The sequence below is a fragment of the Chroococcidiopsis sp. SAG 2025 genome, from assembly GCF_032860985.1.
Lineage (GTDB): Bacteria > Cyanobacteriota > Cyanobacteriia > Cyanobacteriales > Chroococcidiopsidaceae > Chroococcidiopsis.
Genome location: NZ_JAOCNC010000001.1, coordinates 5,827,947 through 5,851,960 on the forward strand (window position 1 = coordinate 5,827,947; position 24,014 = coordinate 5,851,960).

Annotated in this window: 13 protein-coding genes and 6 pseudogenes; 13 read left to right on the forward strand and 6 right to left on the reverse strand. The window is 46.0% G+C overall.

Features of this window, described 5'->3' with window-relative positions; translation table 11 throughout:
- The first annotated feature begins 138 nt into the window (after positions 1–138).
- Positions 139–2,538 (forward strand): phosphoribosylformylglycinamidine synthase subunit PurL, encoded by a 2,400-nt coding sequence (gene purL / locus N4J56_RS28555; RefSeq protein ID WP_317109528.1) that lies wholly within the window; start codon positions 139–141, stop codon positions 2,536–2,538.
- Positions 2,539–2,756: 218 nt separating this feature from the next.
- Positions 2,757–4,232: an amidophosphoribosyltransferase gene (purF, locus tag N4J56_RS28560; RefSeq protein ID WP_410500623.1), complete on the forward strand. Its 1,476-nt coding sequence runs from the start codon at positions 2,757–2,759 to the stop codon at positions 4,230–4,232.
- Between the two features lie 143 nt (positions 4,233–4,375).
- On the opposite strand, the gene N4J56_RS28565 is transcribed toward purF, so the two are convergent.
- Positions 4,376–5,260, reverse strand: a complete 885-nt coding sequence (locus N4J56_RS28565; protein ID WP_317109530.1) for an alpha/beta fold hydrolase — start codon at positions 5,258–5,260, stop codon at positions 4,376–4,378.
- Between the two features lie 149 nt (positions 5,261–5,409).
- Between N4J56_RS28565 and N4J56_RS28570 the strand changes: the two genes are divergently transcribed.
- The 6 genes and pseudogenes from N4J56_RS28570 to N4J56_RS28590 all read left to right on the forward strand — a co-directional run bounded on the left by N4J56_RS28570 (position 5,410) and on the right by N4J56_RS28590 (position 9,717).
- A complete protein-coding gene (locus N4J56_RS28570) occupies positions 5,410–6,216 on the forward strand; it encodes a dienelactone hydrolase family protein (RefSeq protein WP_317109532.1) in 807 nt (268 codons plus the stop codon).
- Positions 6,217–6,352: 136 nt separating this feature from the next.
- Positions 6,353–6,796 carry a MerR family transcriptional regulator gene (locus N4J56_RS28575; RefSeq protein ID WP_317109533.1) on the forward strand — a complete coding sequence of 148 codons (444 nt, stop codon included), beginning with the start codon at positions 6,353–6,355 and terminating at the stop codon, positions 6,794–6,796.
- A gap of 5 nt (positions 6,797–6,801) precedes the next feature.
- Positions 6,802–6,918: pseudogene (locus N4J56_RS41330) on the forward strand (hypothetical protein); the annotation flags it as partial.
- Positions 6,919–7,011: 93 nt separating this feature from the next.
- A complete protein-coding gene (locus tag N4J56_RS28580) occupies positions 7,012–7,995 on the forward strand; it encodes an aldo/keto reductase (protein WP_317109535.1) in 984 nt (327 codons plus the stop codon).
- Between the two features lie 191 nt (positions 7,996–8,186).
- Entirely contained in the window at positions 8,187–9,059 is an 873-nt protein-coding gene (locus N4J56_RS28585; RefSeq protein ID WP_015157265.1) for an IS110 family transposase, read from the forward strand.
- Positions 9,060–9,372: 313 nt separating this feature from the next.
- Positions 9,373–9,717: a hypothetical protein gene (locus tag N4J56_RS28590; protein ID WP_317109537.1), complete on the forward strand. Its 345-nt coding sequence runs from the start codon at positions 9,373–9,375 to the stop codon at positions 9,715–9,717.
- 76 nt (positions 9,718–9,793) lie between these two features.
- On the opposite strand, the gene N4J56_RS28595 is transcribed toward N4J56_RS28590, so the two are convergent.
- On the reverse strand, positions 9,794–10,216 hold the full coding sequence (locus tag N4J56_RS28595; protein WP_015157263.1) for an FHA domain-containing protein: 423 nt from the start codon (positions 10,214–10,216) through the stop codon (positions 9,794–9,796).
- Positions 10,217–10,332: 116 nt separating this feature from the next.
- On the reverse strand, positions 10,333–12,867 hold the full coding sequence (locus tag N4J56_RS28600) for a heavy metal translocating P-type ATPase (RefSeq protein ID WP_317109538.1): 2,535 nt from the start codon (positions 12,865–12,867) through the stop codon (positions 10,333–10,335).
- A gap of 219 nt (positions 12,868–13,086) precedes the next feature.
- On the opposite strand from N4J56_RS28600, the gene N4J56_RS28605 reads away from it, so the two are divergent.
- Positions 13,087–13,533 carry an NINE protein gene (locus N4J56_RS28605; protein ID WP_317109539.1) on the forward strand — a complete coding sequence of 149 codons (447 nt, stop codon included), beginning with the start codon at positions 13,087–13,089 and terminating at the stop codon, positions 13,531–13,533.
- Positions 13,534–13,978: 445 nt separating this feature from the next.
- Here N4J56_RS28605 and N4J56_RS28610 read toward each other — a convergent pair whose 3' ends face one another.
- Together N4J56_RS28610 and N4J56_RS41335 are read right to left on the reverse strand one after the other, a co-directional pair.
- Positions 13,979–14,155, reverse strand: a complete 177-nt coding sequence (locus N4J56_RS28610; protein ID WP_317109540.1) for a hypothetical protein — start codon at positions 14,153–14,155, stop codon at positions 13,979–13,981.
- A 312-nt stretch (positions 14,156–14,467) separates the two neighbouring features.
- A pseudogene (locus tag N4J56_RS41335) lies at positions 14,468–16,133 on the reverse strand (type II CAAX prenyl endopeptidase Rce1 family protein).
- A 146-nt stretch (positions 16,134–16,279) separates the two neighbouring features.
- Between N4J56_RS41335 and N4J56_RS41340 the strand changes: the two are divergent.
- Positions 16,280–17,645 (forward strand): annotated as a pseudogene (locus tag N4J56_RS41340) (histidine phosphatase family protein).
- A 144-nt stretch (positions 17,646–17,789) separates the two neighbouring features.
- A pseudogene (locus N4J56_RS41345) lies at positions 17,790–19,152 on the forward strand (dihydroorotase).
- 8 nt (positions 19,153–19,160) lie between these two features.
- Here N4J56_RS41345 and lepB read toward each other — a convergent pair.
- Positions 19,161–19,734, reverse strand: a pseudogene (gene lepB / locus N4J56_RS41350) (signal peptidase I).
- Positions 19,735–19,977: 243 nt separating this feature from the next.
- On the opposite strand from lepB, the pseudogene N4J56_RS41355 reads away from it, so the two are divergent.
- Both N4J56_RS41355 and N4J56_RS28685 read left to right on the forward strand, forming a co-directional pair.
- A pseudogene (locus N4J56_RS41355) lies at positions 19,978–21,303 on the forward strand (dihydroorotase).
- Between the two features lie 389 nt (positions 21,304–21,692).
- Positions 21,693–24,014, forward strand: a complete 2,322-nt coding sequence (locus N4J56_RS28685) for a diguanylate cyclase domain-containing protein (RefSeq protein ID WP_317109557.1) — start codon at positions 21,693–21,695, stop codon at positions 24,012–24,014.

Consider the following 24,014-nt stretch of genomic DNA (forward strand, 5'->3'; position numbering starts at 1 on the left):
GGGCGGGTTTAGCAGAAAAGTTGGTAGATAGGGCGGTAAATCTTCGGTCAAAACCCGCCCGTACAGGAATTAGTCAACATCATCCAACAACAAATATAGAGATAGAATAATTTTTTGTTCTCTTTGCGCAACGTCCTTATGTCTGCCATTCCTGCCGCACCTTTTTCCATTGAAGAAATCGCTGCTGAAGGCATTAAGCCGGAAGAATACGAAGAAATTGTCAGAAGACTGGGACGACACCCGAACAAAGCAGAGTTAGGCATGTTTGGTGTGATGTGGTCGGAACATTGCTGTTACAAAAATTCTCGACCGCTATTAAAACAGTTTCCTACCACTGGTAAACGCATCCTGGTAGGACCAGGTGAAAATGCAGGTGTTGTCGATTTGGGTGACGGGCTGCAACTGGCTTTTAAAATTGAATCGCACAATCACCCCTCAGCCGTAGAACCATTTCAAGGGGCGGCAACTGGAGTCGGAGGCATTCTGCGAGATATTTTTACGATGGGGGCGCGTCCCATTGCCTTACTGAACTCTCTGCGTTTCGGTTCCTTAGATGATGCTCGTACCAGACAGCTATTCAACGGTGTGGTTGCAGGAATTTCGCATTACGGTAACTGTGTGGGAGTCCCCACAGTCGGGGGAGAAGTCTATTTCGATCCGGCATACTCTGGTAATCCCTTAGTCAATGTTATGGCATTAGGATTGATGGAAACGCCGGAAATTGTCAAATCGGGGGCATCTGGTACGGGGAATCCAGTTTTATATGTCGGTTCCACCACCGGACGCGACGGCATGAAAGGGGCGAGTTTCGCTAGTGCAGAATTGACCGAAGAGTCAGAACAAGATCGTCCCGCCGTGCAAGTGGGCGATCCGTTTTTAGAAAAATCTTTAATTGAAGCTTGTTTAGAAGCATTTAAAACTGGAATTGTCGTTGCAGCCCAAGATATGGGTGCAGCAGGGATTACCTGTTCGACATCGGAAATGGCAGCTAAAGGCGGGGTAGGAATTGAATTCGATCTCGATAAAATTCCCGTGCGCGAGACGGGTATGCTTCCCTATGAATATCTGCTCTCGGAATCTCAGGAACGGATGTTGTTTGTCGCCCACAAGGGCAGAGAACAGGAATTAATCAACATTTTTCATCGTTGGGGACTTCATGCTGTCGTGGCTGGTACGGTAATTGAGGAGCCAATTGTCAGAATTTTATTTAAGGGCAAGGTAGCTGCTGAAATTCCTGCTAACGCATTGGCAGAAAACACACCCCTCTACCAGCGAGAAATATTGAGCGAACCACCAGAATACGCCCGTCAAGCTTGGGAGTGGCAAGCTGAATCTCTACCAACTTGTAACATTTCTGGAATTGAAATTCACGCTCAGCACCAAACTTGGAACCAGATATTGCTAACTTTACTCGATACCCCAACGATCGCCTCTAAACGTTGGGTTTATCGTCAGTACGACCATCAAGTACAAAACAATACAGTTGTATTTCCTGGCGGTGCAGATGCCGCAGTTGTCAGATTGCGCCCATTAAAAGAAGTCAACAATCAAAAGTCAAAAGTCAAAAATAATTCCGACTCCCACTCTCCCACTCCCGACTCCTCCAAAGGAGTCGCCGCCACAGTCGATTGCAACCCGCGCTACGTCTACCTCGATCCTTATGAAGGTGCAAAGGCAGTTGTTGCAGAAGCCGCCCGTAATTTGAGCTGTGTGGGAGCGGAACCAGTTGCGGTGACAGATAACCTCAATTTTGGTAGCCCTGAAAAACCCATCGGTTACTGGCAACTTGCAGAAGCTTGTCGCGGTTTAGCAGAAGCCTGCCAAGAATTTCAAACCCCCGTGACTGGCGGAAATGTCTCTTTGTACAACGAAACCTTCGACTCTGAAGGCAAGCCACAACCAATCTACCCTACTCCCGTTGTCGGGATGGTAGGCTTAATTCCCGACTTATCTAAAACCTGTATCCAAGGCTGGCAAACCGAAGGCGATATTATTTATCTTCTGGGACTTCCGCTAAAATCTAAAATCACACTGGGTGCATCCGAATACCTCGCTACAATTCACGGCATAGTCGCCGGAAAACCACCCCAAGTAGACTTTGATCTCGAACGGCGCGTCCAAGCTACCTGTCGAGCAGGCGTTCAACAAAGTTGGGTAAAGTCAGCGCACGACGTTGCTGAAGGTGGATTGATAGTCGCCCTTGCCGAAGCCTGCATCAGTACTGGATTGAGTGCTGAAATTAACCTGGGGTTAACCGACGATTTACCGCAACGCTGGGATGAGATTTTATTTGGTGAAGGTGGGGCGCGAATTTTGGTTTCCGTCTCACCACAACATCAACCAGCATGGGAATCTTACTTGACAGAGAAACTCGGAGATAACTGGCAAAAACTCGGTCATGTCGGCAGTCCCGCCCAAAATTTACAGGTTTTCACAACCGACCGACAGCCGATTATAACCGCTACGATTGAGATGATGCGCGATCGCTTTTTCAATGCTATAGAACGGCGGCTATCTGACTCAACTACCCTGCTGTAGCTAAGTGACAAAAAAATAATTGACCAAAATCTTGCTCTTAACAAAATTTATGACGATACTGTTGTATGTATCTTGATTAACATTTTTTTAAGTATTAGTTAATGTTTCCAAACTCATGAGTTTGGATTATCTAGTTCGCCAAGTCAATTCCACAAAGTCAACTCGCCGCTCAGGAGCAACACTGTAGCATGGATTTCTACCAGCCCACTTCAGGAAGTATGCAGGATGTCAGTCACAGTATGGACATGCGATCGCTTCATCCTTCAGAACCCTCTGACAAGCAAGAAGAAGCTTGCGGCGTTTTCGGCATTTACGCACCCGCAGAGGACGTTGCTAAATTAACTTACTTCGGCTTGTACGCCCTACAACACCGAGGGCAAGAGTCAGCCGGAATTGCCACGTTTGACGGCACGACAATACACCTACACAAAGAAATGGGGCTGGTTTCCCAAGTCTTCAATGAGTCGATTTTGCAACAAATGCCTGGTAGGATGGCAGTCGGTCACACCCGTTACTCTACTACTGGCTCTAGTCGGGTCGTGAACGCCCAGCCTGCGGTGGTCGAAACTCGTTTGGGCAGCCTTGCCCTAGCACATAACGGCAATTTAGTCAATACTAAAGCTCTGCGAGAAGAATTACTCCAGCGGCGGTGTAACTTTAATACGACGACAGACTCAGAAGCGATCGCCTTTGCGATCGCCGAAGCAGTTAACGATGGCAAAGATTGGTTAGATGGGGCAATTACCGCTTTCAAGCGCTGCCACGGCGCTTTTAGTTTAGTGGTCGGGACTCCAGCAGGATTGATGGGAGTGCGCGATCCGAACGGCATTCGTCCCCTTGTCATCGGCACGTTGGGCAGCAATCCCCATCGCTACGTTCTAGCTTCTGAAACCTGCGGTTTAGATATTATTGGTGCAGAATACCTGCGAGACGTAGAACCAGGCGAACTGGTATGGATTACCGAGGCAGGCATAGCCTCCTATCACTGGGCGCAAGAACCTCAGCGCAAACTATGCATCTTTGAGATGATTTACTTTGCCCGTCCAGATAGCCTCATGCACAACGAAAGCTTGTACACCTATCGCTTGCGGTTGGGCAGACAACTGGCAAAAGAATCTCTTGTAGAAGCAGATATGGTCATGGGCGTACCTGATTCTGGTATCCCCGCCGCGATTGGCTTTTCTCAAGCCTCTGGGATTCCCTATGCCGAGGGGTTAATTAAAAACCGCTATGTTGGGCGCACCTTCATCCAACCAACTCAAATGATGCGCGAGTCAGGCATCAAAATGAAATTGAATCCTCTCAGAGATGTCTTGGCTGGAAAACGAGTCATCATCGTCGATGATTCCATCGTGCGTGGGACGACCAGCCGTAAACTGGTCAAGACACTGCGCGAGGCAGGTGCTACAGAAGTGCATATGCGAATTTCCTCCCCCCCCGTAACTCACCCCTGTTTCTACGGCATTGACACGGATAATCAAGACCAGTTGATTGCCGCGACAAAATCAGTTGAAGAAATTGGCAAACAAATTGAAGTCGATTCCCTCGCCTACCTCACTTGGGAAGGAATGCTGTTAGCCACAGGAGAAGACCCTAATAGTTTCTGTTCGGCTTGTTTCACAGGCGATTATCCCGTCGCCGTACCCGAACCCCTGAAGCGTTCTAAGTTGATGCTAGAAAAATCGTCGGTTTGATCTGTATACAGTAGAGACTTTCCACGGAAAGTCTCTACTGTATACATTCATTGAACGGGCGATCGCAGCAGTCAGGTTTTTTATTGCCTGCATTTTTCGATCGGCCAGAAGAGTTTAGACGTTACATGTAACGTCTGTACATGTTAACTGTTAAGCCATTCTAAGATTTGTTTGTTGACCAATTCTGGAACTTCATCGTGAGGACAATGACCAGCATTAGGAATGGGAACAATCTCAACATTGTGTCCCTTCTCCTTTGCTTGTTGAAAAATCTTAGCACCAGTAATTGGTGTCCAAGGATCGTCCGCACCCCAAATTACTAAAAGAGGATGCTGGACGTTCGGTAAAAGTTCTGCAATGGTGGGACCAGGAGGCGCAGCCAAAATGGAAGCAAATACTTGTTGCGCTCCAGGGTCGCAGGAAGGCGCATGTAAAATATCTACTAGTTCATCTGTTACAGCTGCTCGATTGCGGTAAACCTGAAGTAAAGTCCGGCGAATCTGGGGCTTTTGGCGGACGCGGTTGAAAATAATTTTTCCCGTAATTTGAGAACGTACCAAGCGATTAAACGCCGACATCACCACTCGTAAAGGTGGATTGAGTTCATGGGGACGGTGAGACAATCCCCCCGCACAGTTAATTAAAATTCCCCCAGCAGCTATTTCTGGATGGTTGGCAACTGTCATCAAGCTTAGCAGCGCCCCAATGGAGTTACCGACAAATACCGTAGGCTTTTGAATGTGTTCCGTCCAAAAATCTTTTAGTAGTTCTTGCCATACTTCCATCGTGTAGTTTAGTGGCGGCTTATCAGAACCACCAAAACCAAGTAAGTCTATGGCAAAGACTCGATAACCACCTACTGCTAAGGCTGAAATATTCTTGCGCCAATGTCCAATCGAAGCACCGAAGCCATGTACGAGCATCAGGGGATTACCCTCGCCCATGACGGTATATTGAATCTTGTAGCCTTGCCAGTGCCAAATATGTTTCTCGATAGATGCCGTCGATGCTAGCTGCGGAGTAATCACGAGAGGATATGAAGATTTATGAATGGTTGTCTTTATAGATCGTACATATTTTTGCTAGTCCTGTCAGAAAATAATCGTTTACGGGGACGCACGCTCGGATTAAGCTGAATAGCTAAATCCCGATCGTTATTTTTTATTTGCCGAACCTCATGAACAGACGCGATTTATTGATTTTATCTGCTGGTGTCGCTACTACACCTCTACTAGTACAAACAGGAACGGGAAATGCTCAAACCAAACCTACAGCCAAAGGCGAAACGGTTACTTTGGGTAAAAATTTACAGGGATATTACGTTCGTCCCCAAGGCAGCGGCACTTTTCCCGCCATCATGGTCTTTATGGAGGCATTTGGCTTAAACCCGAATATTAAAAATGTCTGCGATCGCCTCGCCCAAGCTGGCTATGTTGCCCTTGCCCCAGACTTCTATCATGGCGATGTTTATGAATACAAGGATATACAAGCAGCAATAGCCAAACTGAAATCTTTAAACGACGATACTGTCATGGCGGAAGTCGGACAAAGTTTAGACTTCTTAGCCAAACGCCAAGAGGTAGCTGCCGATAAAATTGGCGTGACGGGTTTTTGTATGGGAGGCAGATACACGTTTCTTGCGAACGCCGTTCATGCCGATCGCTTCCAAGCAGCAGTCAGTTTTTATGGTGGTGGAATTGCCGCAAAACAAGATCTGGCAGGACGCAAACCTTTACTCGATCGAGTTGATGCCATGCGATCGCCCATTATGTTAATTTACGGTGCAGACGACGAGATGATTGCTGCCGACGAACACGCCCGCATTACCGAAGCTCTTTCCCAAGCCAAAAAACGTTATATTCTCACCGTCTTTCCCAACGCCGGACATGGCTTTTTAAGCGATCGCCGCGATAGCTACGCCGCCGCCCCAGCCAAAGAAGCATGGGAAATGACTATGAATTTCTTTCAACAGTATTTGAAATGATATTTGGTAATTGGTAATTGGTAGTTGGTAATTGGTGGTTGGTAGTTGGAGAGAGGCGAAAGGAAAATTTTGACTTTTGACTTCTTTCTGACTTTTTTCTTGACTTAGAGCGTACTCTAAGTTCTAAGGTAGTGGCATGGACGTAGAACTGACGATTCAACAAGTTGCAGAACGGACGGGTTTAAGCGTGCATACATTGCGTTACTACGAACGCAACGGGCTGCTAGAACCCGTTAACCGCGCCGCCAATGGGCATCGACGCTATTGTGCAGTAGACATCACCAAGATCGAGTTTTTGACTCGTTTGCGAGCTACAGGGATGCCCATTCGTCAAATGCAGCGGTTTGCTATACTACTGCGACAAAACCCAGCCGCAGTAAGCGATCGCCTTGCCATTCTGGAGGCACACGAACGAGAAGTAAAGCAACGCATTCAAGAACTGAGTCGCAACCTAGAAATCATTCGCTGGAAAATTCAACACTACAAGGAGCTAGAAATAAGCACTCAAAGCGATCGCGCTTGTATCGATGGTGTACCTCAACAGCAACCCCCTGAAGATGAGGCTTTAACGCTTACCTAGTAGGGATATCGACTATATATTTCGGGAGCAATATTGTGAATAGTCTCAATGGCAAAGTTGCCCTGATTACGGGGGGTAACTCAGGAATTGGGCGTGCCGCTGCATTGGCTTTTGCCAGCAAGTTTTCCTGCCGCCTTTAACGGCATTGCTGCTGTTAAGGAAGTATTTCAAGCACGAGATGCACAAGGACTGAAAAACTAAGTAGGAGAGAAATCGTGAAGACACGCAAATTAGGACGAGAACTTGTAGTTTCAGAACTCGGACTTGGCTGTATGGGAATGTCCATCGCCTACGGTGCAGCTGATGAGACGGAATCAATTGCCACCATTCAACGGGCGCTAGATTTAGATGTAACCTTCCTCGATACTGCCGAGATGTACGGTAACGGAGCCAACGAGGAGCTTGTAGGAAAAGCAATTGCCTCTCGTCGCGACCAAGTTATTATAGCAACCAAGTTTGGCATTCAATACGATGCAGCTTTCCAAACTTTACTAGTTGATAGCAGTCCAGAACGAGTTAAACAATCGTGCGATCGCTCTTTACAGAGACTAGGCGTGGATTACATCGATTTGTACTACCAGCACCGCGTCGATCCCAAAGTCCCAATTGAAGACACAGTAGGGGCAATGGCAGAACTCGTACAACAGGGCAAAGTCCGCTATCTAGGGCTTTCCGAAGCAGCTGCGACTACCATTCGTCGCGCCCATGCCGTGCATCCTATCAGCGCCTTACAGAGCGAATACTCGCTCTGGAGTCGCGATGTAGAAGACGAAATTCTACCGACTCTGCGGGAATTAGGGATTGGATTTGTCTCGTATAGTCCCTTGGGTAGAGGATTTCTCTCAGGACAAATTACCAGTCCAGATGATTTTGCTGCCGACGATTTCCGCCGTCATCTGCCTAGATTTCAAGGCGAAAATTTCCGCAAAAATTTACAATTAGTCGATCGCGTCAAAGAAATTGCTACAGCCAAAGGAGTGACACCAGGGCAATTAGCACTAGCTTGGGTACTTGCCCAAGGGAACGACATCGTTCCCATCCCTGGTACGAAACGCCGAGTTTATTTAGAGGAAAACATTGCCGCAGTCAATCTTCAGCTCACTCCAGCAGAGCTAGCACAAATTGATGCAGTCGCACCAAAAAATGTTGCTGCAGGCGATCGTTATTCTCCTGCAATTATGAACAGTCTCAATCGTTGAGTAGTTTCAGTCGTCAATGCGTGGTGCGTGGTGCGTGACTTTTCTCCCCAGCTGCCCCAGCTTGCCCCAGCTTCCCCAGCTCTCTTCCCCGATTCCCAACTCCCCTTTTCTACAAGTATGTAGTTTAACTAGTTGCACACTAGGCTGTTGCTCCGCTAGCCTAACTAAATTAGTCTAGCTGTCCGATTTATATGGAAGTAATACACCCTTACTGTGCGGGTTTGGATGTCCAGAAAAAAGCTGTACTGGCGTGCTGTATTACCTCAAACTCAAAAGGAGAGAGGGTAAGTCAGACGCACAGCTTCAACAATAAAGTGCCCGACTTACTAGCTTTATCTGATTGGCTAGGAAGCAATGGCGTGACTCATATCGCATTAGATATTACTGGTGAAGACTGGAAAACGGTTTATCACATTCTGGAAGCTAATTTTAGCGTTTTAGTTGTCAATGCCCAGCGGATCAAAGATGTGCCAGGACGTAATACCGATACGCCGGATTTTGAATGGCTAGCCGAATTGCTACGTCATGGTTTGATCCGCAACAGTTTTATTCACCCCGTACCGCAAAGAGACTTACGAGACTTGATGCGCCAGCGTCATTTCTTAGTCAAAGAACGCCTGCATGTGGTCGATCGCCTTTACAAAGTTTTGGAATCAGCCAACGTTAAACTCGTATCTATGGTTAGCGATATCATGCATATCTCTGCCCGTGCTTTACTAGTGGCGATCGCCGAAGGAGAAACGAATACTTCTAATGTCAGCGATATCGCGATCGATCTACGCCAGCAGCAGCCGCAGGATTCCTATTTTCAACCCGTGCGATCGCACCATCGCTTCCTAATTGCCAATCACCTAAATCACATTGATTTTCTCGATCGGCAGATTGGCATTTTTAATGACAAAATTGCTGAATACGTGCAAAAACGGATCGTTCGCATCACAACTTCTGGCACGAATCAAGTACAACCATCCACCCATGCTACTGCTAACTCCGTGCAAACTGCCAAACTCATTCCCAGTTGGGAAGAGGCTTTAGCAGCTTTCTTAAACGGAGGTAGGATCTAAAAATTTTAGATTTGAGATTTTGGATTATAGTCCGAGCAATGGCGTTCTCTTAAAAGTTTGCTGTTGAGGATACTTGCTGTCGATCGGCAATCCACAAGATCTGCTGAAATAATTTCTCAATACCTTCAGTTCCAACATCTTGTTACCATTTGACCAATTCAAAATTCACGCATTCACGCATTCAAAATTAACTTTGAATTTTGAATTGGAGCGAAGCGACTTGACTGGGGGTGAGTGCTTAATTTTTCAGAGACAACGAAAAAAGGTTTGGCTATTATAGTATCGACCATTACCCAGGTGAGGGGTGTTTGCTATGGCTCGCTACACTTGTTCGTTTACAGTTGCAGATGATGTAGAGTTTTTGCGCCAATTATTGAGTCAAGTTTTGCACTCGTGCCATTTAGATATTCAACACGATAAAAGCGATTACATGATGGCGCGAGAACGTCTCGGTCAAGTCTCGTTTTCAAAGCTAGTCAAGGTGGAAGCACTCATCGATAAAACTATCGCTACCAACTCAGCAACACGGGTAAATTTAATCGTAAAAAATGAAGAACTACCACTTCAAACAGATAATCACTGCTACCAAATGTTTAATTTAGTCAAGCAGGCGATCGTAGATAATTGCCAATGGCAGTTAGTAGAAACTGCGGTTTAGTCGATTCAGATCGAAGCCTTCTACCTTCTGCCTTCTTGCATGAGTTTGCATCCAGTTTGCAGTTTTACGAACTGGTCTAATCGTCAAAATCTGGCATCATATTGGGTCCAATCAGCGTCACGTCATATTCATCCAGTGGCGCTGAGGGAATAGTATCGCGTTTGAGGAGATAGTAGATTGCCCGTACCCTCGGACCAAAAACAACTTCATCCTCATCTTGCAGGTCGTGGACTTGAAGCTTGCGACCGTTAATTAATAATCCATTAGCACTCGGCTTGCCCTTAGCATCACCGTCTACAATTCGATAGAAGGAACTGCCATCCTCCTGTGGCAATCGAACTAAAGTGGCATGGCGGCGAGATACAAACTGTGAAAACAGCCGAATATCGCAGCGGGAGTCTCTACCAATAGAATAAACAGGACCGTCTAAAACAAACTCTTTGCGCCCCTGATCGTCTTCTATAATTAGTAGATGGTTCTGATTGGGTTGTGAAGGCATTGAAAGCGGGTTGTGATTTATTGTAGGTTTTGACTCTCTAGAATATGTAACCTTTTGAGTTATCCATTACTCAACCACACTCTTGAGTAATCATTCTTGACCTAGTTTAACCTCGATTAGTTGAGATCGAGTCTATTTTTTAAACGACGTAATAACAAGGAGTTAGTGACGACACTAACAGAACTAAATGCCATGAGCGCTCCCGCCGCGGCAGGACTGAGGACGAACCCCGATATTGGTAGTAATACACCTGCTGCGATGGGAATTCCGCAAACATTGTAAGCAAATGCCCAAAATAAATTTTGGCGAATTTTGTTAAATGTCGCTCTACTGAGATGAATTGCTTCCACAACATCGGTTAATTTTGTTCCCATCAGCACGATCCCCGCCGTCTCCATCGCTACATCTGTCCCAGCTTGCAAGGCAATCCCCACATCAGCTTGAGCTAAGGCTGGCGCATCGTTGATCCCGTCCCCTACCATTGCGACTACTGAGGAGTGAGGAGTGAGGAGTGAGGAGTGAGGGGTAGGGAAATTTTGGATTTCTCCTCTGCTCCTAGTCTCCTCTGCTCCCCTGCTTTCTTGCTTACCTTGCTGAAGCTTTTGAATCACGCCTGCTTTTCCGTCGGGGCGAATATTAGCAAAGACTTGCGCGATCCCCAATTGTTGGGCGATCGCACTCGCAACTTCTTGTCTATCTCCAGTTAAAATAACGACTGTTAGCCCCATTTTTTGCAGGCTCTCAACGGTTTTCTTTGCCTCTGGTCTAGGAGTATCCATCACCGCAATTAAACCTGCTAGCTGCCCCGCTACAGCGATGTAGATCGTTGTTTTACCTGCGGCTGCAAGTGTTTGAGCTTGAGTTTGCGTGGCTTCATCGATCGCTATTCCCTGCTGAGTCAACCAGTCTTCATTACCCAGGAGTACCTGTCGTCCTTCGACTACAGCAGATACTCCCAATCCTGGTGCGGTATGAAATTTGCTAGCTGCTGGAATCGATAATCCCTGTTGCTTGACTTCCTGTTGAATTGCTGTCGCTAGGGGATGAATCGATCCGCTTTCCGCCGCTACTGCTAATTGTAGGAGTGAGGAGTGAGGAGTGAGGAGTGAGGGATGAACAGAAATACAATCAGTCACCACGGGATGACCAGTTGTCAGGGTTCCAGTTTTATCAAATACTACCGTATCTAATTGGTGTACTCGTTCGAGGACATCGCCACCTTTAATTAACAATCCCCGTTCGGCTGCCATACCCGTACCGACTAAAATTGCTGTAGGAGTGGCGAGTCCCAAGGCGCAGGGACAGGCAACAACCATCACCGCGATCGCCAGTTTTAAACTGAGTAGAAGTGGTGCGTGGTGCGTGGTGCGTGGTGCGTGGTGCGTGGCGTAGTAATGAGCCAGGTGTTGAGTGTGTAGCGAGTGATGTGCGTGATGCCAATCTGTCACAGTTAAGACATCAGACCAAATATGAGTGCCGAAAAAGTACCAAAAGGTAAATGTTAAAGCTGCAACTGTTAGCACGCTGTAGGTAAAATAACCAGCTACCGTATCGGCTAATTTCTGCACTGGAGCCTTACGGGTTTGGGCTGCTTCTACTAATGCCACAATTTGAGATAGGGTGGTGTCTTTACCTGTACGAGTGGCGCGAATTGCGATCGCACCCGATTGATTTAACGTCCCCGCTGCTACGGTGTCCCCGATTTGTTTCATCACGGGAATCGATTCCCCTGTCAGCATCGACTCATCTACTGTCGTTTGTCCGATCGCCACTTCCCCATCCACGGGAATTTTTTCCGATGGTAAGACTTGCAACCATTCTCCAACACGGACGCGATCGGCAGGAATTTCAATACTCGTATTTTGTCCCTGGGACGTGACTTTTTCTGGGTTTGGAATTAACCGTGCGACTTGGGGTTGTAGTGCAAGTAAATTTCTAAATGCGGTGGCGGCGCGTCCTCTCGCTTGTTGTTCTAACGTCCTGCCTAGCAAGATAAATCCCAGTAACATCACTGGTTCGTCAAAGAAGCACTCCCAACCCAGTTGAGGGAAGAGTAAAGCTACCAGGCTTGCCATATATGCCGTTAGTGCGCCTAAGCCCACTAAAGTATTCATATTCGGCGCGTTGTGACGTAATCCTCGCCAGCCATCTACTAAAATTTCTCGTGCTGGTAGGAGTAGGGTGACTGTAGCTAAGCCGCAGTGAAACCAGATATTACTTAAAATCGGTAAGACTGGTCCCCCTAATTCGCTCAAATGCCCGATACTGGAGAGAACGAGCAGTATGGATGCTACGATCAGTTGTCTCTGTGCCGATCGCATTTTCTGGCGATGTTTCGCTTCAATATCTTCGCCAACATTTGTTTGTGCTGTTTCCGCCGTCCTTGCTTGCGTTTCAAATCCCGCCGCCGTTAATCTTTCAGCTAAGGCGGCTGGTTCGACTGCACCAGATTCGCACTCTACAACTGCAACTTCCGTCACCAAATTTACGCAAGCAGAAATTACACCAGGATGTTGAGATAATTGTTTCTCTACAGTTTTGACACAACCAGCACACTTCATTCCCTGGACATCCAGAGTGATTCTTTCGATTGGCGTAGCGATCGCGCTAGTATCTGCTTGCTGTGGTTCAGTTTTTGGGACGAGTTGCATAGGACAACTAGAGTGACTTGCAAAAAAGGCTCAGTAACCACTCTAGCGTTTATGCTGCTAGTGGAGAAGGCTGTATCAAGTAATTTGTAATTGAAAATTTCATTGCTCTACTTCACTTTTTAGGAGAAAGCTAAGAGTCAAAATCTAAAATTAAGTCGTACAGCAGGCATTTTCTATTAGTCAATTTCCGATTTTTAATACATGATAATTAGGGCATCAGTGTTTTTCTATTTCGATACTCAAACAATCAGTATTATTCCCGATGTTCATAAAATAAACGTCACGGATAATAAATATTATTGTTCTTATGATGACAAAAAATTAATCTATATGAGAGAGACAGGAGTTGCCTATATTCTTTGGTGTGCTTGCTTTTTAGGTGTTTGCGGAGTTCAACGATTTTATTGTGGCAAGTATATTTCTGGTATTATTTATTTATTCACTCTTGGTTTATTCGGGCTTGGTCAACTTGTGGATTTAGCTTTAATACCAGGAATGGTTGAAGATAAGAACTTGAAGTACAAGTTACTGCATGGAAGTCCTAATGTCAATACGAATAACAGCCAATCAGTAGTTATTAACTTAGGAGAACAAGTTGCTTCTTTATTAGTTCTGCTCAATCCACAGCCAATCAAAAATCTGATATTCAAATTATTCTTCAATTAGCCAAAGACAATGGTGGAAGCGTGTCAATTTCTGATTGTGTCTTAGCTACTGGCAAACCTGTTATTGAAGTTAAAAATACTCTTGCAAGTATGTGTACTGATGGTTTATTAGAAGTTGGCAATCGTCCAGACACAGGAGCCATAGTATACAAAATTATCTAAAAATATTTGTTTATATAAATATACAATTAATCTTTGAAAGCAACAGTTTTATTCTGATTGACTAGTATATTGATTCTATAGTCTTTATTTATGTAGCCCTAGCCTTTGAGCTGAGGGCTTTTTCATGCTGTCTCGCTACCCAAGCGTACAGACTTAGTAACGTATCTCCATATCAAAAAAATGTGTAAAATTTCAGAATGAATAAATGAGGCAATTGCATTTCACACTCACTTCGCCTCATCTAAGGCTAGGTAATAGACATCTGAAAATAGTAGAAAAATCTGCTATTTCTGAGATGCTTGAGATGATGTTTGAGAAGATTTGAACAAGTCTTGAGCTATCTGAACGCCCCAGTGAAAATTGAACATTCCAATTTCAGTAACGAGAATAGAAATAAAAACGACAGAACTGAGAGTTAATCTTCTGCTGCTCCGAATAGTATTATTTAAGCGATGAAGCATAAAAATCAATTAAATTGTAATGAATTTGATTAAGGACTAGTTCAAGAGATAGCGTTCCAGCTAGCTATTGCACGTACCAAAAACATCACGAATTTAATATCTCTTAAATTTGACTAACTTAAGTTCTAATATACAGCAGCATCGGAGGCGAAAGATTGCGCGATCGCGTGTTATCTCTTCCCCATGTAATACCCAATTCATCACATACTAAGCTAGCAGCAGATGACCTAAGAGAGACAGTAAAGTCACTCAGTATTCTTTGCGCCTTTGCGTCTTTGCGCGACCTAAAATCATTTCATGAAAGTAACTTTATCACGTTGCACCACTCCCCAAAATATACAAACTCACCAGCGTTCCGCTATTCCAAAGGCTGTGAAGCAACATCGGAGCTAAAAGATTGCGCGATCGCGTGTAAACTATCCCTAAAACTATCCCCAACGTCATCAGCGGTAAAATTTCTGAGAGACTGAGGTGAGCTAAGGCAAACAAGAAAGCGCTCAAAATAATTGCCCACCAAACAGACATATAGCGGGTCAGCGAAGGTAACAGAAAACCGCGAAACAGAAATTCTTCAAACAAAGGAGCAGCGATCGCGGCAGTAAAAAAGAATATACTCAAAGCTACACTATCTCGTGCTTCCAAAGCTAACGATAACAGTGGATTGCTACCTCCTTGCCCCTGCCATAATTGTTGATTGATAATTGACACGATCAACACCAAAGGTAAAGCAACGCAATACCCACCAAAACCCCATAATATCCAGTTACTTCGCCAGTTAAAACGAAACCAGCCTTCAGGGAGCGGAAAAAACGATTTAATTGATAAATATAAAACTCCCAACCCTCCCGCAGCCAGTAGTAAATAATTAACTAAAACGTAGAAAGCCTGAATTCTAATTTGTCCGCCTACAGGCTTGACACCAAGAAACGAAAGTGTCAGGGGAATTAACACTTGTCCCATCAGGAAAAAACCGACAATAAATACTTGCCAAACTATTTCCCCAGTCCAAGGCGTAACCCAAACTGTATCTTCATTTCGAGATAGAACAGATTCTTTGCCCTTTCTCACTCTCTGAACTATCAAAAAAATTAGCAACCCTAAGCCAGTCAAGCCTGCCAACCAGGGTAGGCTACCAATAATTGCTAGCTTGACAATTGCCCGTTCAGCTAATTCTTGTTGTGTCGCTTGTAATTGTGCAAATGCATCTTGTCGTTGCTGAAGTTCGTAGAGACGCAACAAAGCGCGATCGCGAAACCATCCATCTAAATTAGTTTGAATTAACTGCTGTGCGTCAGGCAACAACCGCGCCGGATTGCTCCATAGTCCGAGGAGGGCGCGGTTAATGCCGTTGTGTCCGACAATCAGGATAGTTGGGGTGTGGGGTGTGGGGTGTAGGGTGTGGGGTGTCGTAAGTGAAAGACTCTCTCCCCTTGTCCCCCTTGTCCCCTTGTCCCTCTTGTCTTATCAACTCTTCCCAAGTCTTTATCGCCTCCGCCGTCTTCCCTTGCTGTGCTTGGAGAATTCCCAAGCGTAAGGTGAGTTCGGCGTTGAGTTTTTCTAGTCGAGCGAGCGATCGCTGTAGGATATTCTCTTGGTTAGAACGAGACGTTTCTGTCACTGGTGGAGTGGCAGATTCAGGCTGAGGAGTAGCTGGTACGGATTCAGGTAGCGATCGCGTTTGTTTGAGTTGTGCTAAAGCTTTTCTGAATATTTTTCTGGGTAGAAGTCTTAGCTTCCCGATATTGCTCGATTGCCGTTTCGATGGGCTTATCTCCCAACAAAGCTTTACGAGCATTAGTCAAATCTTTACCCCTACTATCTTGAGGTTGCCACTCGGCAGCACGCAAAGCAGATTGGTTTCGTAGAGTTCCAAGCGACTTTGAAATTGGGGCTGCTGCCAACTTTGCCATAAAGATGCTCCAGCCAGTAAAACTGTTAAAACCGTCAACGCACTTAAAACTACCCGCTTAATTGTCATGCCAAACTCTAGAATGCGATCGCCCTTCTTGAGCATTATGGCAAGAAACAGCCAGAGGGAAAAATTTTTCCCTAGCGATGGCGATCGCTGCAAGTTAAAATGACCCTGGCAATAAATTTGAATTCTAAACCTTAGCTCTTATCTAAATGACCACTCGTGTTGTAATCGTGCGCCACGGACAAAGCAGCTATAACGCCGAACGTCGCATCCAAGGACGTAGCGATGTTTCAGTTTTAACAGAACGAGGGCGTGAAGATGCCCTCAAAGTCGGCGCAGCCCTTAGCAATCTCAACTTTGCCGCTATCTACTCCAGCCCGCTGCAACGTGCCAGACAAACAGCAGAAATCGTTCGCAACTGTTTTGCCACGACAACACCTCTAACAGTTACAGAACAGTTATTAGAAATTGACTTACCCCTATGGGAAAAGCTAACAGTCCATGAAGTCAAGGAGAAATTTCCCACAGATTACCGCTTGTGGCACGAGTTTCCTCACGAATTCAAAATGGAGCTACAAACGCCGCAAGGCACAAAAGAGCATTTTCCCGTCCTCGCTCTCTATCAACAGGCACGACAATTTTGGCAAGATATTCTCTCCCGCCATGCTGGGGAAACTATCCTGATTGTCGGACACAACGGCATTAACCGCGCCCTCCCAGTACCGCAGTTGGCATTTCTCCCAGCCGCTATCATTCCATCCAACAATCAAATTGCGGGATTAGCGTCTTAAATTTCAAACCTCCCTTCCCGCCTGCTGAAAGTCAAGGTCAAGGCGGTTCCGTACAGCTTGAATCGATGAATCAACTCGCCCATTTGGGAAGAGATGTTTTACCATCTTTCCGACCAAACCACCAAGGACAAAGAATCTTACTGATTCGGCATGGCGAAACTGAGTGGAATCGCCAGACCAAATTTCAAGGGCAAATTGACGTTCCCTCAATGACAATGGCAGAGAACAAGCCCGTAAAGCAGCAGAATTTCTCAAAACTGTAAAACTCGATTTTGCCTTCAGCAGTCCGATGCTGCGTCCCAAGGAAACAGCCGAAATTATTTTGCAGCATCACCCCGAAACTCAACTGAAGTTATACGACGGACTTAGAGAAATCGGTCACGGACTTTGGGAAGGAAAATTAGAAGCAGAAATCGAGCAAACATTTCCAGGGGAATTAGAACGGTGGCGGACAGTACCAGGTGAGGTACAAATGCCAGAAGGAGAAAATTTACAGCAAGTCTGGGAACGCAGCGTTGTTGATTGGCAGAAGATGCTAGCTTCGGTAGCAGATCGCCCTCAGACAGGTATAGTGGTGGCACACGATGCCACCAACAAAGTTTTGCTGTGCCATGTTTTAGGCTTATCCACCGCTCAGTTTTGGAACTTCCGCCAAGGGAACGGAGCCGTGACAGTCATCGATTATCCTCAAGGCTTAAATGGTTTACCCGTGTTGCAAGCAATGAATATTACCACCCACTTAGGCGGGGGCGTACTCGATAAGACAGCATCTGGGGCGTTGTAAAGATCGTTGGTCATGAATAAGTCAAAAGTCAAAAGTCAAAAGTCAAAAGTCAAAAGTCAAAAGTCAAAACCAAGAACAACTAACCACGATTTATTACAAATGACATAGGGCGAAGCCCTTCCCGTAGGGTATGACAAATGACAAATGACAATGAGTGAATTACTACGACAAGTACGGGTTATCGATCCGGTGACGGGGAGCGATCGCCAAGCATGTGACGTGTTAATTGTAGATGGTGCGATCGCGGCAATAGCGCCACAATTGACCGATTATCCGGCTGATACTCAAGTTAAAGACTGTCAAGGCTCGATCTTTAGGCACGGGGCTGGTAGATCTCTATAGCCATTCGGGAGAACCAGGATTTGAAGAACGGGAGACGCTGGCAACTCTTGCAGCTGCGGCTGCTGCTGGCGGCTTCACGCGCGTCAATTTGTTACCCAATACCGTTCCGCCTGTGGATAACTCGGCTGTGGCGTTGAGACTAATGCAGCAGGGAGCAGGGGGAGCAGAGGAGCAGAGGAGCTGAGGGAGAAAGATCGCTCCCGACTACGCGGCTCCGATGCGGAGGACACCTCGCCTGGAACCCGCTTCCCGACTCCCGACTCCCGACTCCCTCAGCTCTCTTTCTGGGGTGCGCTGACAACCGGAGTCCAAGGACAGCAAATGACGGAGTAGCAGAATTGGGGGCGGCGGGAATTTGGGTTTTGCTGACGGTCAGCCAATTGAAAATTGGGGGCTGTTGCGGCGGATGTTGGAATATCTCAAACCTTTAGATAAGCCAGTAGCGCTCTGCGCTTGTCACCGTGGTCTGGTTGGCAATGGAGTGGTGCGAGAGGGTGTTTACTCTATGCGATCTGGCTTACCTGGCAATCCCGCGATCGCAGAAACAACTGCTCTGGCTGCTCTGCTAGAGTTAATTGCCGCGATTGGTACTCCCGTGCATCTGATGCGGGTTTCTACTGCCCGTAGCGTTGAGTTAATCGCAACGGCAAAAGAACGTGGTTTACCAATTACCGCTAGTACGACTTGGATGCATCTATTGCTCGATACCAAAGCCTTGAGCAGTTACAATCCTGCTTTACGGGTGGAACCACCTTTAGGCAATCCTGAAGATGTTTTAGCCCTACGCCAAGGCGTGCGGACAGGAGTTATAGACGCGATCGCGATCGACCACACGCCCTATACCTACGAAGAAAAACTGTTGCCTTTGCGGAAGCACCCGCTGGAGCAATTGGTTTAGAACTCGCTTTTTACCCCTACTGTGGGAAAATCTTGTAGCAACTGGAGAATTCTCCGCCCTAGAATTGTGGCAAGCGTTAAGTCACCGTCCAGTTGGGTGCTTGCAACAGAATGTAAATGCGATCGCTCCCAACTCCCCAGCCGAATTGATTCTCTTCGACCCCAACACACTTGGACTGTGACGCAGCAGACTTTAAAATCTCGCTCTCACAATACCCCTTGGCTGGGTCAACAAGTCAACGGTCGTGTTGTCAAAATCTGGCTGTAGAGTCTAATTTAATTCAACTCTCCAATTCGGTTGAGAGGCCAAAACCGGACAATTGCCCGACCAATGATATTATCTCTAGGGACAAATCCCCAAAAATGACTGTCATAACTGTTGTTGCGGTTATCACACCTAAAACTAGGTAAGAATTCGGTGGTACGGTGACAGGTCCGTACTGGTACTGTGGCGGAGCTTCAATATACTTTTCCTGCCTGATCTTGATATAGACCCGCTCTCCTTTAACTTCTACTTTATCCCCTGGCAGTCCAACAATACGTTTAATAAAAGCGTCTTTCAGGTTAGGATTATCTTTTTAATTGTCTCTGTAGGTGAAAATACGACAATATCGCCCCGTTCCGGCTCGACAAAATGATAACTGACTTTGTCCACAATCAGCTTGTCATACTTTTGGAGTGTCGGAACCATTGATTCTGAAGGAATCCAGCGGGCTTCAGCCACAAAGGTACGAATACCCAAAGCCAAAATTACACTCAAGATAATCGTTCTGCCTAGTTCTCCAATCCACGATCCTTCGTTGTCTTGAGGAGAATTCTGCTCTGGCACTTGATTTTGGACTCGCGACATAGATGCTAAATCTTTTGTTTAGGGGGTAGTAGGTTAAAAACGTAAAGTGAAAAATGTTGCTTGTTAATCGGATCTATAGAAATTGTATTCTCTCTATTATCAGTTATCAGTTATCAGTGACCAGTTATCAGTGGTAATTGGTAGTCTCTTCCCCAGCGACTACGCGGCTCCGATGCGGAGGACACCTCGCCTGGAACCCGCTTCCCGACTCCCGACTCCCGACTTACGACTTACGGCTTCTTTATGTCATCTACTTCTAGCTTACTCATTCGCCACGCTCGTATCCTGTTGCCCTCTGGAGAATTTCTCTTGGGAGATCTTCTGACTCGCGATCGCCAGATCGTTGAAATTGCCGCAAATATTGCCACTCCCAGCGACGCAGCCGTGACGGAAATTGACGCAACGGGTTTAACTTTGCTACCAGGGGCGATCGATCCGCAAGTCCACTTTCGCGAACCAGGACTAGAACATAAAGAAGATTTATTCACCGCTAGCTGTGCTTGTGCTAAGGGTGGAGTGACTTCGTTTCTGGAGATGCCTAACACTCGTCCGCTGACGACGACTCAACAAACGCTAGATGACAAGCTACAACGAGCTGCCCAAAAGTGTTTGGTCAATTATGGCTTTTTATCGGAGCAACGCTGAAAATCTCCCCGACTTGCTGACTGCTCACCCCACACCAGGGATCAAGATTTTTATGGGTTCGATGCACGGGGCATTATTGGTAGATGGAGAAGCGTATTTAGAAGCAATTTTTGCTCGGGGCGATCGCTTAATTGCCGTTCATGCCGAAGATCAAGCCCGCATTAACCAACGACGACAAGAATTTGCCGGCATTCACGATCCGGCAATTCACTCGCAAATTCAAGACAATCAAGCCGCGCTTCTAGCTACGCAATTAGCACTCAAACTATCGAAAAAGTACCAACGTCGCTTGCATATTCTCCATATGTCTACTGCTGAAGAAGCTGAGTTATTGCGCCAAGACAAACCGAGTTGGGTAACGGCGGAAGTTACGCCCCAGCACTTGTTACTCAATACCGATGCTTATGAAAAAATTGGGACTTGGGCGCAGATGAATCCACCACTGCGATCGCCTCGCGACAATGAAGTTCTCTGGCAAACTTTACTCGATGGTGTCATCGATTTTATCGCCACAGACCACGCGCCGCACACCCTAGAAGAGAAAGCCCAGCAATATCCCAATACACCTTCTGGTATGCCGGGGTTGAGACATCTTTGCCTCTGATGCTGACACAGGCAATGCAAGGGCGCTGTACCGTTGCCCAGGTATCTCATTGGATGTCTACAGCTGTAGCCAAAGCTTACAAAATACCTAATAAAGGGGCGATCGCTCCAGGTTATGATGCCGATCTCGTCCTCGTCGATTTGAATAACTACCATCCCGTCAAACGGGAAGAATTACAAACGAAATGTGGTTGGAGTCCCTTTGAAGGTTGGCATTTAACTGGTTGGTCTGCCTACACCATTGTCGGCGGTCAAGTCGTCTACGATCGTGGCAAGTTAAATACTCAGGTAAGAGGACAAGCGTTGAGTTTTGGCGAGTAGTTGTTGACAGTTATCAGTGAAGAAAGGGTGTGGGTTGTGGGGTGTGGGGTGTGGGGTTGACTTGTGACTTGTAATTGCCCCCTCTGCTCCCTGCTCCTGCTCCCTGATAACCGCTTCAGCAAATTTACGGATATATTTCTTTAAATAGCCAAATATTAATAAATTCTAAAGTTCATATCAAATAATATAATACCGCGAACATACGGAGAACTTAAAAATAGGGAATGTCAGGAGTTTACGACATCAGTACATTTACGGTGGTAGCTCTATAGAGCTTTATGATTTCCTAAGAATGTCCTTCATTTTGATGGGTTAACAATCCTCATTGGTAGCAGAAGATCGCTTTTTTGATTTACTTTTTTAAATTGAAATTATTGAAGGCGAGAACTGTGTTGAATTTACACTTAGCTGTGCTGCAATTATGGGGTTTGGGAACTTCTTTATTAAAGCTTTTAAGGGTTAGCAAAGTCAAACCCATGAGACTACGCCAAAAAATACTGCCAATTGTCGGAACTACTCTAGTTAGCCTAGTTGCCGTTCTTTACACTACCTCGTCTACCGTTTTACTTGGTAGCTTTATCCAGTTAGAGCAACAGGAGACTCGCGCTCGGGTTGAGCGAGTCCAAAAAGCTTTGGCTGAAGAAATTTTCCGAGTCAATCTGATTGCTACAGATTGGGCTGAATGGGACGAAACTTATGTGTTCTTTGACAACTCGAAGCAAAGCTATATTGACAATAATATAGATAATCTTAGTCTCACTAACGTTCAGCTAAGCTTAGCAGCTTTTGTCAATTCATCGGGGAAAATTGTCTACGGAAAATTTTCCGAGTCAACCTGTCAAAAATGCTTACCCGTTGGTAGCAATCTCCAGCAACATTTAGCTAGCAAGGAACTGTTGCGGCGGGGAGATAATGCGATCGCCGGATTAATTCTGCTCCAACGTACCCCAATATTAATTGCTGTCAGACCGATTCGCAAAACAGATCGGAGCAAATCGAGTCAAGGAGCCTTAATTCTCGGTCGCTATCTCAACCGCGATGCGATCGCCAGCATATCCGAACGCACTCATCTCGATCTCGATCTACGGGCAGTTAATGACGATCGCCTACCTGCCGATCTCCAAGCAGCAAGGACTGCTTTATTGCAGCAGAAAGTTTTGGTGCGTCCTCTCAACGAACAAACTATCGCTGGATATACTCTGATTGAAGATATTTACGGGCAACCTGCTGTCATTGTGAGCGTTAAAATGCCCAGAAATATCTACCATCAAGGACAAGCTAGCATTCGCTACTTATTTTTATGCCTACTGGTCGTTAGTTTGGTTGTCAGCGCGATCGTGTTGCTACTACTGGATCGATTAGTGTTTTCAAGGCTTTCTAGCCTTAGCAGCGATGTTCGCAGCCTCAGCACGGGAGATACCGTTTCCCAAAACATAGCAGCAAATAAAGATGAGTTATCGAGCCTAGCAGATGCAATCAACCATATGCTGCAAGCCTTAGCAGATTCTCAATACCAGCAACGAGCTAGGGAAGAACGCTATTACAAATACAGCAAGATTTTGACCGAGCTAGCTAAGCGACAAACGGCGGAAAATAGCGATCTCAACGCTCGTTTACGTGAAATTACAGCAGCAGCAGCCGATACTCTAGAAGTGGAATATGCCAGTGTGTGGGTGTACAGTCCTGGAGGCAGAAAATTGCAGTGTGCGGCTCTATATCAAAGCAGTACTGCTGCGTATACAACAGGGATGGAGTGGCAAGCGTCAGATTATCCTGGTTACTTTAAAGCCTTGCGTCAAGAGCGGGCATTAGCAACAGCAGATGTACGCACCGAACCCAAAACCAAAAAAATGGCAGAGCGATTTTTGGTAAAACTTGGAATTGGCGCAATGGTGAACGCACCAATTTACCTCAATGGCAGGATTGTGGGTATTGTCTGCCACGGACACAAGAAAACATCACGCCATTGGTTAATTGAAGAACAAAACTTTACAGCTTCGATCGCGAATTTAGTTGCTTTGGCATTATCAGCTTGGGAACGACAGCGATCGCAAGTTGCCTTACAGTCAGCCTACGACGAAGTAGAAAATAAAATTCGCGAACGGACTGGAGAATTAGCAGAAGTCAATCAGCAACTGCGCGCCGAAATTCTCGCGTGTCACATCACTGAGAAAAAACTGATGCATCAGGCTTCGCACGATCCTTTAACTGGATTGGCTAACCGTAGTTTATTCATGCAACGTTTAGATAGCGCGCTCGATCGCAGTCAACAAGAACATTCTTTATTAGCTGTTTTATTTGTTGATTTAGATCGGTTTAAATCAGTTAACGATACTCTCGGACATGCAATTGGCGATCGCTTGTTAATTGCGATTTCACATCGTCTGCAAGCCTGTCTGCGTTCAGATGATTTGGTAGCTAGATTAGGCGGAGACGAGTTCACAATTTTACTCGATAAGATCGAGAATACTAACGATGCCGTACAAGTTGCCGATCGCATTCAACGAGAATTAAACTTACCTTTTCACCTGAGCGGTCACGAGATCGATACAAGTGCTAGTATTGGGATCGCCTTTAATATTAAAGGATACGAACGAGCGGAAGATTTGTTGCACAACGCTGACGTTACCATGTACCGGGCAAAAACTACTGGTAAAGGACGTTATGAAATTTGCGATCGCAATCCGGTCGAACAGTCGGCGCGGCGATAA